The organism is Phaeobacter sp. JH20_29, assembly GCF_048056175.1.
In the GTDB taxonomy this organism is placed as follows: Bacteria; Pseudomonadota; Alphaproteobacteria; order Rhodobacterales; family Rhodobacteraceae; genus Phaeobacter; species Phaeobacter bryozoorum.
Window position 1 is genome coordinate 183101 of sequence record NZ_JAYMWO010000011.1, and the last position, 13984, is coordinate 197084.

Consider the following 13984-nt stretch of genomic DNA (forward strand, 5'->3'; position numbering starts at 1 on the left):
TCGTCTGCGGCCCGCCCGCCGAGGTTTCAATCCAAGTATTCAGAGGTCAGCCATGGCTGAAAAACCGATCCTGCACCGCGATGATCCCGAAGCCATCCCATTGGTTGGCAACGTCAAGGTCACGCGTGCAGATTGGCTGAATGTGGCGATGGATGTGCTGATTACCGACGGGGTCGAGCAGGTCAAGGTGCTTGCGCTCGCGGAACGCATGGGGGTTTCTCGGTCTTCGTTCTATTGGTATTTCAAGTCACGGCAGGATCTGTTGGACGCGCTGCTGACCAATTGGGAACAGACCAATACGGTTGGCCTGATGGGGCAGGCTGAAGCTGCGGCAGAGACCATTACCGCCGCTGTCCTGAATGTGTTTCGCTGTACGGCGAACCCGCAGTTGTTCAACACGGCTCTTGATTTCGCGATACGGGACTGGGCGCGCAGATCCGGCCATGTGCGCAATATTCTGGACATGTCGGATGCCCGCAGGATCGATGCGTTGACCTCGATGTTTCGGCGCTATGATTACCCTGAACGCGATGCAGAAACGCGGGCCAAAGTGCTCTATTACATGCAGCTGGGCTACGACATGGCGGGCCTTAATGAGCCGTACGAGCAGCGGCTCAGCATGACGGGGGCTTATCTGGAGGTCTTTACCGGCCAGTCAGCCAGCCCCGCAGAGCTGGCCGAATTTGCGGAATACGCCAAACAGTACTGGCGCCCCTGAGACGCGGTCTCACATCGCAGTGAGCAGCTTGTCGACGTCGGCCCTGGTCTTTTCGGCGGCGGCCATGCGCACCGGTCCGTATCCACGGATATCCATCGGTGCAGTCAGCACGGACAGCCATTTGTCGTGATCCTCTGCTGTATAGTGTACGGCGGCCTGCTGGAGGATGCCCTGATACCAGCTGAGCAGATCACGGTGCAGACGTGCCTCTTCGTGATGACCGAAGGGGTTCCAGCGATGGGCTCTCAGGCGGCGTCCCTTCGCCAGAAGGCGGAGTGCCGGACGCATCCAGCCGCCGAACTGGATTTTGCGGGGGCGGCCCCGCGCATCGGTTTTGCGGCTGAGGAGAGGCGGGGCAAGGTGATAGTTCACCTGAAAGTCGCCCTCAAATTCGGTTTCGAGCTGATGCGTAAAACGATCGTCGCTCAGAAGGCGGGCCACTTCGAATTCGTCCTTGTAGGCCATCAGTTTGAACAGCGATCTTGCGGCCGCCTTGACCAGCTCTTCAGACCGATCCGCAGGAAGGGCATCGCGCAGGGTTTCCAGCTGGGCAGTATAAGATTGTGCATAGGCAACATCCTGATAGCCGGTCAGAAACGTGGCACGGCGGTCAATCAGCTCGGCCAGGGTTTCTGTGCGCGCCTCCTCTTCGGAGTAGAGATCTGACAGGCGCGCCGGATCATGGGCGAAGGCCCGCCCGATGGCCAGGGCCAGGCGGTTCTTCTCGATCGCAACACCGTTCAAGACAATAGCCTGATCAAGGGCGACGAGGCTGACCGGAACCAGTCCCTTTTGCCAGGCAAAGCCCAGCATCATGACATTGGCCAGAACGGCATCGCCAAGCAGGGTTTCTGCCGCTTCATTCGCGTTGAAGCCCGACAGGTTGTCGGCACCGATGACGTCGGCGATGGATTTTTCGCGCAGAGCGGCCATCAAGTCGGCATCACGGCGCAGGACCAGATCGCCTGTGGGCATTTCGGCGCGGTTCAGCACCATTTTCGTGCCCTCGCGATAGTGCGCTGACGCTTTCGGAGCGGAACTGACCACCACGTCGCAACCGATTACCGCATCTGCCGCACTTTGGTCGATACGCACCTGATGCAGCGCGTCCGGTGCATTTGAAAGGCGGATGTAGCCGAGTACGGTGCCGAACTTCTGTGCGAAGCCGGTAAAGTCCAGGACGCTGGCGCCTTTCCCTTCCAGATGCGCGGCCATAGTGATCAGAGCACCTACCGTGACGACGCCCGTACCGCCGACGCCGGTCACCAGAAGATCGAACGGATCCTCCAGCGATGGCAAAGCAGGCATAGGTAGGCCAGCGGTCAGCGTACCAATGTCCAAAGCGGCAATTTCTTTCTTGCGCCGCGTTGCACCTTCCACGGTTACGAAGCTTGGGCAGAAACCATTCAGGCAGGAGAAATCCTTGTTGCAGCTTGAAAGGTTGATCTTGCGTTTTCGGCCAAAGGGGGTCTCTTTCGGCTCGACACTCAGGCAGTTGGATTCCACCGAACAATCGCCGCAGCCCTCACAAACCAGATCATTGATAAAGGCAAACCGCTTTGGATCCTCCATTGTGCCACGCTTGCGGCGGCGGCGTTTTTCGGTGGCGCAGGTCTGTTCGTAAATCAAGGCGGTAACGCCGGGGATCTCCCGCAGCTCGCGTTGGACGGTGTCCATTTCGGCACGGTCGTGAAAACTGGTGCCCGCAGGGAAATCGGAGGAGGAGAACTTGCCGATCTCATCGGACACCAGCGCAATCCGGTCGACGCCTTCTGCGCGGCAGGTCTGGGCGATGCCTGAGACACTGACCGGTCCATCCACCGGCTGGCCGCCGGTCATCGCGACCGCATCATTATAGAGGATTTTATAAGTGATATTTGTGCCCGCAGCGACCGCCTGACGGATCGCCAGAGAGCCGGAGTGATACCAGGTGCCCTCGCCAAGGTTCTGGAACACATGCTTGCCGCCGTTGAATTTCGAGGCAACTGTCCAGGGCACCCCTTCGCCTCCCATCTGGGCATAACCGGCGGTGTCGCGGTCCATCCAGCTGGCCATGACATGGCAGCCAATTCCCGAGTTGGCATTGCTGCCTTCAGGCAGTTTAGTGGAGGTGTTATGAGGGCAGCCCGAGCAGAAATAGGGGGTGCGGGTGGCACCGGGGATATTCAGCAGCTGAGGGGGCTTGGCGGTCAGAATATCTGCCCGCTCCAACAGGTTTTCCTCTGGGAAGAACCGGTTCAGGCGTTCCGCCACGATCGGCACCAGCTGCAAAGGCGACAGCTCACCTGTCCAGGGGATCAGCGGGTTGCCCTGACTGTCATGTTTGCCGACCATCCGTTCCGGTTTGTCGCCTGGCCAGTCGTAGAAATATTCCTTGAACTGGCTCTCGATGATGCCGCGTTTTTCCTCGACTACCAGAACTTCCTGTTTGCCTTTTACAAAACGCAGCGCCTCGGTGCGGGCTAGGGGCCAAACCATCCCAACCTTGTAGATATCAATACCGAGACGTTTGCAGGCGGCCGCATCAAGTCCGAGCAGGCGCAGCGCCTCCATCAGGTCCAGATGTCCCTTGCCCGTGGTGACAAAGCCGAATTTTGCCTCCGGCAGATCGTAGATCCGCGTATCAATCGGATTTGCCTCGGCGAAGGCACGCACCGCACGCAGCTTGGCGTGGATCCGGGTCTCAATCTCCGGCGAGGGCAGGTCTGATCTGCGGATGTGCAGCCCGCCTGGATAATCGGGCAGTTCGGGGTAGGAGAAAGCGCGGTCCGGGCGCAGGTCCACGGAGCGTGCGCTTTCCACGGTTTCCGAGACGGCTTTGAACCCTACCCAAGTGCCCGAATAGCGCGATAGCGCAAAGCCGTATTCGCCAAACTGCAGGAATTCCCCGACATCGGCCGGGTTCAGGACCGGCATGAACCAGGACATGAAGGCCACGTCGGACTGATGTGGCATTGAGGAGCTGACGCAACCATGGTCATCGCCTGCAACGACCAGAACGCCGCCCTTCTCGGATGAGCCATAGGCGTTGCCGTGCTTCAGCGCATCGCCGGACCTGTCGACCCCCGGTCCCTTGCCATACCACATGGAGAACACGCCCTCGACCTCGCAGTGGGGGTCAAGAATGGCCTGCTGCGCGCCCAAGACGGCGGTTGCGCCCAGATCTTCGTTCACGGCGGGCATGAAGGTGATGTTATTGGCGTCCATGCGTGTGCGGCTGCGCCAGAATTCCAGATCAACGCCGCCCAGCGGAGAGCCGCGATAGCCGGATACAAAGCCTGCGGTATTCAATCCGGCCGATCTATCGCGCCGTGACTGATCCAGCATCACGCGCGCCAGCGCCTGGGTGCCGGTCAGGAAGACGCGGCCCGTCGTCATCTCATACCGGTCATCCAGCTGGTAACTGCGAAAATCGTGGCTGAGCTGGGTCATTGGAGTATCCCTTGCAATGATACGATCATATGCGCGAAATGATAATCCACATTGTCTGGATATTCTTGCCAGATTACCTCTGTTTTACTCCAGTCATGAATGATATTTCCATGTGGTGTAAGAATTTGGATGATTTTACCATGGATGATGATCTCACCCTTGATGATCGGGACCGTCGGATCCTGACGCTGCTGCAACAGGATGCGCGGATGTCGAATGCGGATCTGGCAGAGGCGGTGGGGATGTCAGCTTCGGCGTTGTGGCGGCGGGTGCGCGCACTGGAGGAGGCGGGTGTCATTGAGCGCTATGGCGCGGTGGTGAACGCGGCGGCTATGGGGCTGGGATTTCACGCGATTGTCCATGTGCAGCTGACCCGTCACGACCGCGAAAAGCTGGCGGACTTCATCAAGGCGGTTGAGACCAGCCGTCTGGTTCAGGAATGCTATGCCACCACGGGGCAGTCGGATTACCACCTGCGGGTATTGGCGCCTGATCTTGACGCCTACAATCGGTTTCTTGAGGAGTTTCTGTTCCGCCTGCCTGCGGTTGCCAGTGCGCAAACAAACGTGGTGCTGCGGACCATCAAGCGCGACGAACCTGTCACGCGCTGAGCTTTGTCCCGGGCGCCGACAGCTTAGGTCGCGCTGCTTCGGCTTTCAGCCGAAACTGACATGCGCCCAGGCAGCTGCCATCGCAAGATAGGTGAGTTGGTGTAAGGCCTGGTCGGTGCCCATCGCGCGCCAGTAGACAGCCATATTCGGTGCCAGTTCCTTGCGTTTGGAATAGCAGGCCTTGCAATAGTCGATGTTGAAATGTGCCACCCATTCCAGCGCGCAGATGATCAAGATGAAGCCAACCGGAGCGCCCATGATAACAAAGGCTATAATGGATCCCATCACATGCACGCCCGCATGTTGTGCCCGTCCGGCATGCAGATATTCACCACGACCCGAGAGCATCTTGGGTGTTTGCAGGTAGAAATCCGCAAACATGTGTTTGATCTGAAGCAGGCAAAGCAATCCCAAAAGGGATGCGAGGTGGTCTGTCAAAGCAATGGCCCCGTTTTGTGTCGCGCGCTGAAAGCTTACGTATTTTTTCGAAACAGGCAAATGGCCTGTGGCACTAATCGCCACGACGCTCCGTCATCTGGATAGGCTTTGGGCAAGGTCAGCTGGATTGAGCCGGACGACACGGCGTGTGACGTCCGTCTTGCCATTGCCTGCAACTGGCAATCCGGGCTAGGCATATCGGGATCAGTTTCCGTAACATTTTCCATTTCGGAGCCGTCCCATAGAACGCACTCTTTTTCGGTTTATCTGGAACTACTCAAAGCGCGACCAACTGGTTCTGTTGGTGGTCACGGCCTGCCTGTTTCCACTTCTCTATCTTACTCTGGAACTGCCAAAACGCATCATCAACGATGCTATCGGGGCGCAGAGCTCCACGATTGACCTGCTTGGGTACGAGCTGAACCAGCTGCATTATCTCTGGCTTCTCTGCGGTGGATTTCTTCTGGCGGTTCTCGCGCATGGTCTGCTGAAAATGCGCATCAACACGATGAAGGGGGTTCTGGCCGAGCGGATGCTGCGGCGGTTTCGCTATCGGTTGATCTCGCGTGTTGTGCGATTCCCACAGCCGTATTTCGAGCGGGTAAGCCAGGGCGAACTGGTGTCTATGATCACCTCGGAAAGTGAGCCGATGGGGGGGTTGATGGGGGATGCGGTCAGCCAGCCGGTGCTACAGGCCGGTCAGATGCTGACGATCCTCTATTTTCTGTTCATGCAGAGTGTCTGGTTCGGTCTGGCGGCGGTTGCGCTAATTCCCTTGCAGGGCTGGTTGATCCCGATGTTGCAGCGGCAAATCAACCTGTTGAACAAGAAGCGTATTCATCAGATCCGCGCTTTGGCCTCCGAGATCGGCGAAAGCGCTGCTGGCGCATCTACCCTACGTCTGAACGGCGGTTGGCGTTACCGGATGGCTGTCATCACGGATCGGCTCGGATGGCTCTATGACATCCGGTTTGCGATCTATCAGAAAAAATTCTTCATGAAGTTTCTCAACAACTTCATTACCCAGCTGACACCGTTTCTGTTCTATGCAGTTGGCGGCTATCTGGTGCTTGAAGGCAAGGTCTCGCTCGGTGCACTGGTTGCAGCCCTTGCCGCCTACAAGGACTTGGCATCGCCCTGGAAGGAACTGCTGGCCTATTACAACCAGACGCAGGATATGGCGTTGCGCTGGGATGTGATCCTGGAGCGATTTGACCCGCCCGGCATGGTCGATGAGGCCTTGATGACGGGCGCTCCCGAGGATCTGAAACGGCTTCGGGGCGATATCGTCGTGGAGGGGGTCAACGTCCGCGATGCGGATGGCAATCTTGTTCTGGAAGATCTCAATGCCCGCTTCCCGGCAGGCAAGGTGATCGGGGTTGCCGCGCCCTCGGAGGAGGATCGCCGTGCGTTGGCGGGATTGTTGACCCGCGAATTGCTGCCTTCGGCGGGCAAGGTCTGTATCGATGACCAGAACATGCGTGACATTCATCAGGCGGTGATCGCCGCCCGCATCGGTCATGCCACGTCCCGCCCGGTGCTGTTTCAAGGCTCTTTTGGCGACAATGTGATGATGCCGATCAGGCAGCGGCCGCTTGGTACCGCGCAGGACCTGCGGCGCTATGATGTGGCCCAGCGTGCGGGTAACAGCCCAGATCCACTGGACGCCTCCTGGCTGGACCCGAGCCTGGCCGGGTTCTCCAGCGAGGCGGAGCTGCGCGACTGGTGGCTGCGGTTGGTGTCGGGGATCGGGTCCGATACCGCCCTGTTCCGTCGTGGCGTCGAACAGCGTTTTGATGCCAAGAGTCATTCAGAATTGGCGCTTCAGCTGGTCGAACTGCGGCCAAAGGTGCAGCAGGCGGTTACCAAGGCGGGCCTGGAACAATACGTGCACTTTCTGGCGGCAGATCGGTACAATCCGGCGCTGCCGGTGGCGGAGAACCTTCTCTATGCAACTACGCAAGCGCGGATCACCGAAGACGTCCTGAGGCAACAGAGTGATTTTCTGGATCAACTCAGGGCACTCGATCTTGACGTCGATCTCGTCGCGCTCAGCCGTGACGTGGTGGAAATGCTGCGGCAGATCTTTGGCATTGACGGTACCGATCATCCGCTCTTCCGCAAGCTTGGGCTGGAGGCTTCGGCCTATGAGGGGGCGCTGGCTCTGGTCGACAAGACCCGGAACGATGGCGTCTCTACGCTGAGCCATGAAGAACTTGCGCGGTTACTTATCGTGCCTTTCAGCATCTCTGCCGAGCAAATCGGTGCTGCGTTCAGCGATGAGATAGAAGAGCGCATTCTTGCGTTCCGCCAAAGCCACTCCAAGCAATTGATGGCGACGCTGGGTGATATTTTCGAGCCGCTTGATGAGGCGGCCTTTGCTCCGGGTCTGACGGTGCTCGAGAATGCCCTGTTCGGCAAGATTTCCGATAGCGCCGGCGGGCGAGCCGAGGAAGTGCAGAAGTTGGTCTCAGAGGTTCTTGTCGAGAACGGCGTGCGTGATCGGGTTGTTGAGCTGATTTTTGATCTGCCGATTGCGATAGGCGGGCAGGGGCTTGCAGCCAGCTTTGCCGAGCCGCTTGCCTTCTCGCGCGCTTCGATCAAGCGCCCGGATATCCTGATCCTAGACGCTGCAATGGCGAGCTACGATCTGGATACACGCATCGCCATTCACAAGAACCTGCGCCATCTATTGCCAGAGACGACGCTGATCTATCTGGGCAGCAGCTTTGAAAGCCCGGATGTCTTCGACAGTTATTATGAGCTTCGCCAGGGCCGGTTGGTGAGTGACACCCCCGCTGCGGATGCGGTCAGTGATGGTGCGGGCAGTGCTGATCTTGCACGGAAACTACGGGCGCTTGAGCAAACTGAGCTGTTCTCCGAGCTCAACCGTCGCCAGCTCCGGCTTCTTGCCTTTGGGGCGCGCTGGTATACCGCCAAGGCTGGTGACACGGTGTTTCTCAAGGACGATGAAGCGAGTGACGGCGCTTATATGATTCTGGAGGGTGAAGCGGGCCTATATCTGCCGCAGGAAGGTGATGACAGCCGTCTCGTAGCCAAGGTCGGTGCCGGTCGTCTGGTTGGCGAACTGGGATTGATCCGGAAGGAACCCAGGGCGCTGAGCATGATTGCCGAAAGCGAGCTGACGTGTTTGCGGATCGGTGAGGAGGAGTTCCTCGCAGTTGTCGAAAACGATGCCGCCACGGCTTTCAAACTGTTGCAGGTGGTTGCTGGCTACGTGTCGAGCTAGCGCGGCCGAGACTTGTGGTAGGGCAAGCGCAGCCCGGATGGTCAGACAGGCGGCGCGCATGCGCGACAGGGTCGAAATCCTACTGCGACGGGTAGTTCTGTTATTTGGTTTTGGGCGGCGCGCCGCCGACAAAACTGTTACCATCGGCGTAGTTGCAGGGGGCATCCTGCATATTGAGGTGCAAATCGTCTCCCTCGAATGGATGGGCGCGGGCGAGATCTTCGTCTACCTCGATACCAAGGCCGGGGGCGTCCGAGGGGATGACGAACCCAGCTTCGATCGTGATGCTCTGCTTGATCAACGACATGTGGAACGGCGTTTCAATGGTCTCGATCATCAGAAGGTTGGGGATCGACGCCGCCAACTGGATATTGGCAGCCCACTCCACCGGACCGGCGTAGAGATGCGGTGCCATTTGGGCACCAAAAACCTCGGCGATGGCCGCAATCTTCTTGACCTCCCAGATGCCACCTGCCCGCCCCAATGCGGGTTGCAGGATTTCGGCCGCGCCAGCGCGCAGCACAGCGGCAAACTCCGCCTTGGTGGTCAGCCGTTCTCCGGTGGCAACGGGAATGCGCACCCGTTCAGCGACACGGGCCATATCCGCGACCAAATCGGGGGGTGTCGGCTCCTCGAACCACAAGGGACTATAGGGTTCAAGAGCCTGCCCCAACCGAATGGCGCCGGCGGGCGTGAACTGGCCATGGGTTCCGAACAGTAGGTCGGCACGATCTCCCACAGCCTCACGGATCGCTCGGCAGAAGGCGACGGATTTCGTGATGTCAGATTGTGCCGGCATATGCCCGCCGCGCATCGTATAGGGACCGGCGGGGTCGAATTTGATCGCTGTATATCCGTTCTCCACAGCTGCAATGGCGGATTCAGCTGCCAGCTCGGGGCTGTTCCAGAACGCATCCATGTCGTGATGGGGTTGCGGATAGAGATAAGTATAGGCGCGCAGCCGCTCGTTCATTCGCCCGCCGATAAGTGCGTGAACCGGACGATTGCGATCCTTTCCGAGAATGTCCCAACAGGCGATTTCCAGTCCTGAGAATGCGCCCATGACGCTGAGGTCGGGCCGCTGGGTGAAACCTGACGAGTACGCCCGTCGGAACATCCATTCGATGTTTTCTGGCGATTGTCCCAGCATGTGGCGGTCAAATACATCACGGATCACGTGGCTCATCGCGTCTGGGCCGATCGAGGCCGCGTAGCATTCGCCCCAGCCGATGATGCCGGTATCGGTGGTCAGTTTGACGAGGATCCAATAGCGCCCTCCCCAGCCGGGCGCGGGTGGGGCTGTGACGATGATGTCGAGGTCTTGCAGTTTCATGTCATTTCCCCGTGGCTACTGAACGGTTTATTGGTCGAAAACGATGATGTTGCGGCGCGCCGAGCCCGTCTTGGTGTCTGCGATCGCTGCATTGATCTCTTCAAGCCGCCACCGGCCGGAGATCAGCTCGTCCAGCTTCAAACGTCCTTGTTTGTAGAGGTCTACCATCCATGGAATATCGCGCTGGATAACGACGTCGCCCATTTTCGACCCGATCATGCCCTGACCGATAGCCGCCATGATCACGGGTTCGTAGCTGGCTTTCGCGCCGGAATGGGGCATGCCGATCATCACCATGCGCCCACCGACACCGAGATACCTTGTGGCCTGATCGTAGGCGGGGATCGCACCAACGGTGACCAGGACGACATCTGCACCGCGACCGCCAAGCGCTTTGTAGGCGGCCTTCCAAGGGGCATCCAGACTGCCGAGAACCGTATGGGTGGCCCCGAACTCTTCGGCAATGGCCAGCTTGTCCTCGCTGAGGTCGACAGCGACGATGCGGCGGGCGCCGGCGATACGGGCGCCCTGAATCGCATTGAGGCCGACACCGCCTGCACCAATCACCACAACATCCTGGCCTGCGCGCAGCTGGGCGGCGTTCACCGCAGCGCCGACACCGGTGATCACGCCGCAGGACAGAAGTGCGGCAACGTCTTTACCCAGATCTACCGGAATTTTCACAATCTGGCGTTGGTCAACCACCACCCGTTCTGCAAATGCACCGCAGGCCATGGCCTGCATCAGGGGGGAACCTGCAAGGGTTTTCAGCGGGCCATTGATAGCATCATAGGGGGTCTCGCACAGCGTTGGAGCGCCCCCTGCACAGCTGGGACAGCTGCCGCAGGAGCGGATCAGGGTCACGACCACGCTATCGCCTTCGGCGAAGCCATGAACATGCTCGCCAACGGCGCTGATCACGCCGGCAGCCTCGTGACCATAGACAGCGGGCAGGAAACCGCCCCAGGCACCCTCCGCATAGGAGATATCACTGTGGCAGATCGCGACGGCATCCAGTGTGACCTCCACTTCACCGCTACGCGGCGCGGCAAGCTGGACATCCTCTATCACAAGCGGGCTGCCGAACTGATGGCATACGGCTGCTTTAACGATAGGCATGTCGCGTCTCTCCCCTTTTAGTGGTCACGGTGGACCGGGGGAAGCGAGCCCGCAAGCCCGAAACCGTCTGTGACGCGTCGTATCTTGAAGACGAATTGGCGCAGGGGGCAGGGAAACGGTTGCGCCGATCACCGCCGGGTCAGGAGGGATTTCGTCTGGCTTGCACGGCGGTGACGCTTTTCGCAAATTGCTGTGCCTCTTCCGGGGCAGAGCCAAGTTGCCGTGCTGCGTCAAAGATCGCGGTGTGATCAAGCTCTGGATAATGCGCGACCGTGATCTCCTGCAACGACTTTCCGTCTTGGGCGGCCTTGGCACAGAGCTCCTTGACCATCGCCTGCGCCTCACCGCGCCGCATATGCTCAGCCAGAGCAAAGCTCAACGCTTCGGCATGAATGGTACCGTTGGCAGCGTTCAGATTGTGCCGCATGCGGTCGACATCCGGTGTCAGCCCCCGGGTGATGGAATTGGCAATCCGCACGGCACTGGCGGCGCAGAAAACGGTCTGCGGCAGGCTTAACCATTCGCCGAACCAGCTTGTGCCGTCCCTTTGGTGCTGATGACCAGCAGAATGATGCAGGGCCGAGAGCTGGGCGTTTGCCTGCGACGTCAGCGCAACCAATGCGGAGGCGCCTACCGGGTTTTGCTTCTGTGGCATTGTGGATGAGGCGCCGCGACTGCTGATCGCAATCTCATCAATACCACTCTGACGGAGGGCGAGGCAGTCAGTACCCAGTTTGCCCAATGCAACGCAGACCCGGGTAAACCAATCGGCAATACGTAAGACCGGCGTGCGGTCGGTATGCCAGCTGCGACCCGGATCGGCGAGCGACAGACCGGCGGCCAGTTCTGCGCGCAGCTCCGCAACCCGTGGGCCAAGCGCGCCAGAGGTGCCCGCGGCGCCTGAAAGTGACACCAGCAGACAGCTGTCGCGCAACCTTGGCAATTCGTCCAACAGCCCAAGCAGGGGCTGTCCCCAGGCGGCCACGACAGCGCCAAAACTTGTTGGCGTGGCCAGCTGGCCGTAGGTGCGTGCGGCCATCGGCAGGCTGGCATGGGCTTCAGCCAAATCGGAGAGCTGGGCCAGCAGCGCCATCAGATCTCCTTCCACCGCCGCAAGCGCCTGTCGCAGGCGTAGCATCAGCGCGCTGTCCATGATGTCCTGCGAGGTTGCGCCCCAATGAACATACTGTGCATGTTCCGGCGCGCTCATCTCGCTCCGCAGCGCTGCGACCAGACCTGGAACCGGCACGCCGTTCTGCCCAGCCGCGGCAGCCAGTGCCCCAGGATCAAGAGCGACCTCCATCACGGCGCGTCCGATCGCGGCGGCGCTGTCTTCGGGGATAATGCCGACTTTGCCCTGCGCCTTCGCTAGCGCACCTTCGACCAGCAGCATGGCACGGATTTCAGCACTGTCTGAAAACAGCCGGGAGACATCTCCGGCAGGAAAAAGCGCGGCATAGAGCTGACTGTCAAAAAGAGAAGCGGCCATCAGAGATCTTTCACTATGGTTGCCATCACCGTTGCCAGTTGATCGGGCGCGGCAAAGAACGGCGAATGTGACGTGTCGAGATTTTTTATCCGATCAGTGGGCCAATCCGCCACCATTTCTGCCTGATATTCTGGCGGGATGACGCGATCTCGGGTGCATCGAATATAGGCTTTTGGTGTCGCGGCCCATTGTGGACCCAGTTTCACGGGCGTGTCTTGCGGCCTGATCGGCTGCGGTGCCAGTCGCGACAGCGCATAGTCCACCACTGACCTCGGGCAATCGTGGTATAGCAGATCCGGTGCGGCTTCGGGGTCGAAACAGTAGCTTTGCCCGTCCGCGGTTTTCATAACCTTGCCGATGAGCGGTTGGCTTGGGCCGCGTTTGCGCATGTCGATCATCGACAGGCCATTCCGGGGGACATAGGCGCAAAGGTAAATCAATCCACGCAGCGGTGGGCCGATATCGGCTGCGGCTGACATCGGGTAGCCGGCCCAGGAATGGCCCACAACGATAGTCTCTGATCGCGCGGCGTCGCGGACAGCGGCTACGGTTTCCTCCAAAGTGACAGCGACTGGATCGCACCCCCGCGCGTTGCCGCCTATACGAGGGCCGGGAAGGTCGATGGTTCGCGCGTTGATCCCGCGTGCTTCCAGTTGAGGCAGGACGTCGCGCCAGCACCACGAACCGTGGCAGGAGCCGTGGACCAGCAGCAGATCAGTCAATATGCCCGAGCTCCCTCAGGAAGGTCACCAAACGGTCGGCAAAGATATCGGGCTGTTCGACACAGGGAAGATGTCCGGCGCGGCGGATCAGCTCGAACCTTGATCCGGGGATTAAATCCACCGTTTCGCGAACCAGATCTGCCGGCGTTGCACCATCATCCGATCCCGCGATGCCCAAGGTTGGCAGGCGCAGGCCGCTGGTTGGGGTGTAAAAATCAGTTCCGGCGATGGCCGCGCAGCAGCCGATATAGCCTTCGACCGATTGCCCAAGCAGCTGGGCGCGCCAATGGGCCAGCTCCGGGGACCTGTAGAAGGCTGGAGCAAACCAGTTCTGCATGATCGTGTCGGCGACCGAATCAAGCCCATCCTGCTTGATCGCATCAATGCGCTGTTGCCATTTGGCGGCGGTGCCAATCTTGGCCGCCGTATTCGAGAGCACCAGTCCGCGTATCAGATCCAGCCGCTTGACGGCCAGCCCCTGCGCGATCATCCCGCCGATCGACAAACCAACAAAAATACAGTCCCGCACCCCCAGATGATCCAGCAGGCGCTCGGCATCGCGTACCAGAGCGCCCATCGAATAGGGAGCGGGCGTGGCCGACGTGCCGCCATGGCCGCGCAGGTCATAGCGAATGATGCGCAGCGACGGCGGCAAGCGCGTCACCACGTCGTCCCAGACATGCAGATCGGTGCCGAGTGAATTGGCGAACACCAGCGTCGGGCCGTCAGGCGTTCCATCCAATTGATAGTTCACCCGGATGTCACCCACATCTGCAAGCGGCATGGAACTCCTCCTGAGCTTATTCGATGCGCTTCCCTAGCCTGCGTGTTTCAGGACGTAAACCCGATCCGAGCACCGCCATGCGGCTGGA

At 59.7% G+C, this 13984-nt stretch carries 10 protein-coding genes; 3 read left to right on the forward strand and 7 right to left on the reverse strand.

The window, feature by feature from the left end; genetic code table 11:
* The first annotated feature begins 52 nt into the window (after positions 1–52).
* Complete coding sequence (locus tag VWZ85_RS08410; RefSeq protein WP_340544397.1) at positions 53–718, forward strand: TetR/AcrR family transcriptional regulator; 666 nt, start codon at positions 53–55, stop codon at positions 716–718.
* 9 nt (positions 719–727) lie between these two features.
* Here VWZ85_RS08410 and VWZ85_RS08415 read toward each other — a convergent pair whose 3' ends face one another.
* Positions 728–4150: an indolepyruvate ferredoxin oxidoreductase family protein gene (locus VWZ85_RS08415; protein WP_416587804.1), complete on the reverse strand. Its 3423-nt coding sequence runs from the start codon at positions 4148–4150 to the stop codon at positions 728–730.
* Positions 4151–4290: 140 nt separating this feature from the next.
* Between VWZ85_RS08415 and VWZ85_RS08420 the strand changes: the two genes are divergently transcribed.
* Positions 4291–4761, forward strand: a complete 471-nt coding sequence (locus tag VWZ85_RS08420; protein WP_340544400.1) for an Lrp/AsnC family transcriptional regulator — start codon at positions 4291–4293, stop codon at positions 4759–4761.
* Positions 4762–4806: 45 nt separating this feature from the next.
* On the opposite strand, the gene VWZ85_RS08425 is transcribed toward VWZ85_RS08420, so the two are convergent.
* Entirely contained in the window at positions 4807–5199 is a 393-nt protein-coding gene (locus VWZ85_RS08425) for a DUF3307 domain-containing protein (RefSeq protein WP_340544401.1), read from the reverse strand.
* Between the two features lie 292 nt (positions 5200–5491).
* Here VWZ85_RS08425 and VWZ85_RS08430 point away from each other — a divergent pair, with 292 nt between their 5' ends.
* Positions 5492–8449, forward strand: coding sequence for an ABC transporter transmembrane domain-containing protein (locus tag VWZ85_RS08430; protein ID WP_416587872.1), 2958 nt, complete (start codon positions 5492–5494; stop codon positions 8447–8449).
* A gap of 100 nt (positions 8450–8549) precedes the next feature.
* Here the strand turns inward: VWZ85_RS08430 and VWZ85_RS08435 are convergent, their stop codons facing one another.
* The 5 genes from VWZ85_RS08435 to pcaD all read right to left on the reverse strand — a co-directional run bounded on the left by VWZ85_RS08435 (position 8550) and on the right by pcaD (position 13896).
* Positions 8550–9782, reverse strand: a complete 1233-nt coding sequence (locus VWZ85_RS08435; protein ID WP_416587805.1) for a mandelate racemase/muconate lactonizing enzyme family protein — start codon at positions 9780–9782, stop codon at positions 8550–8552.
* Between the two features lie 27 nt (positions 9783–9809).
* Complete coding sequence (locus VWZ85_RS08440; RefSeq protein WP_416587806.1) at positions 9810–10901, reverse strand: zinc-binding dehydrogenase; 1092 nt, start codon at positions 10899–10901, stop codon at positions 9810–9812.
* A 139-nt stretch (positions 10902–11040) separates the two neighbouring features.
* Positions 11041–12390, reverse strand: coding sequence for a class-II fumarase/aspartase family protein (locus tag VWZ85_RS08445; protein ID WP_416587808.1), 1350 nt, complete (start codon positions 12388–12390; stop codon positions 11041–11043).
* On the reverse strand, positions 12390–13112 hold the full coding sequence (locus VWZ85_RS08450) for an alpha/beta fold hydrolase (RefSeq protein WP_416587811.1): 723 nt from the start codon (positions 13110–13112) through the stop codon (positions 12390–12392). Before VWZ85_RS08450 ends, VWZ85_RS08445 begins: the two co-directional genes overlap by 1 nt.
* The gene (gene pcaD / locus VWZ85_RS08455) at positions 13105–13896 is read right to left on the reverse strand and encodes a 3-oxoadipate enol-lactonase (protein ID WP_416587813.1); all 792 of its coding nucleotides are present in this window, start codon (positions 13894–13896) and stop codon (positions 13105–13107) included. Before pcaD ends, VWZ85_RS08450 begins: the two co-directional genes overlap by 8 nt.
* Positions 13897–13984 lie beyond the last annotated feature (88 nt).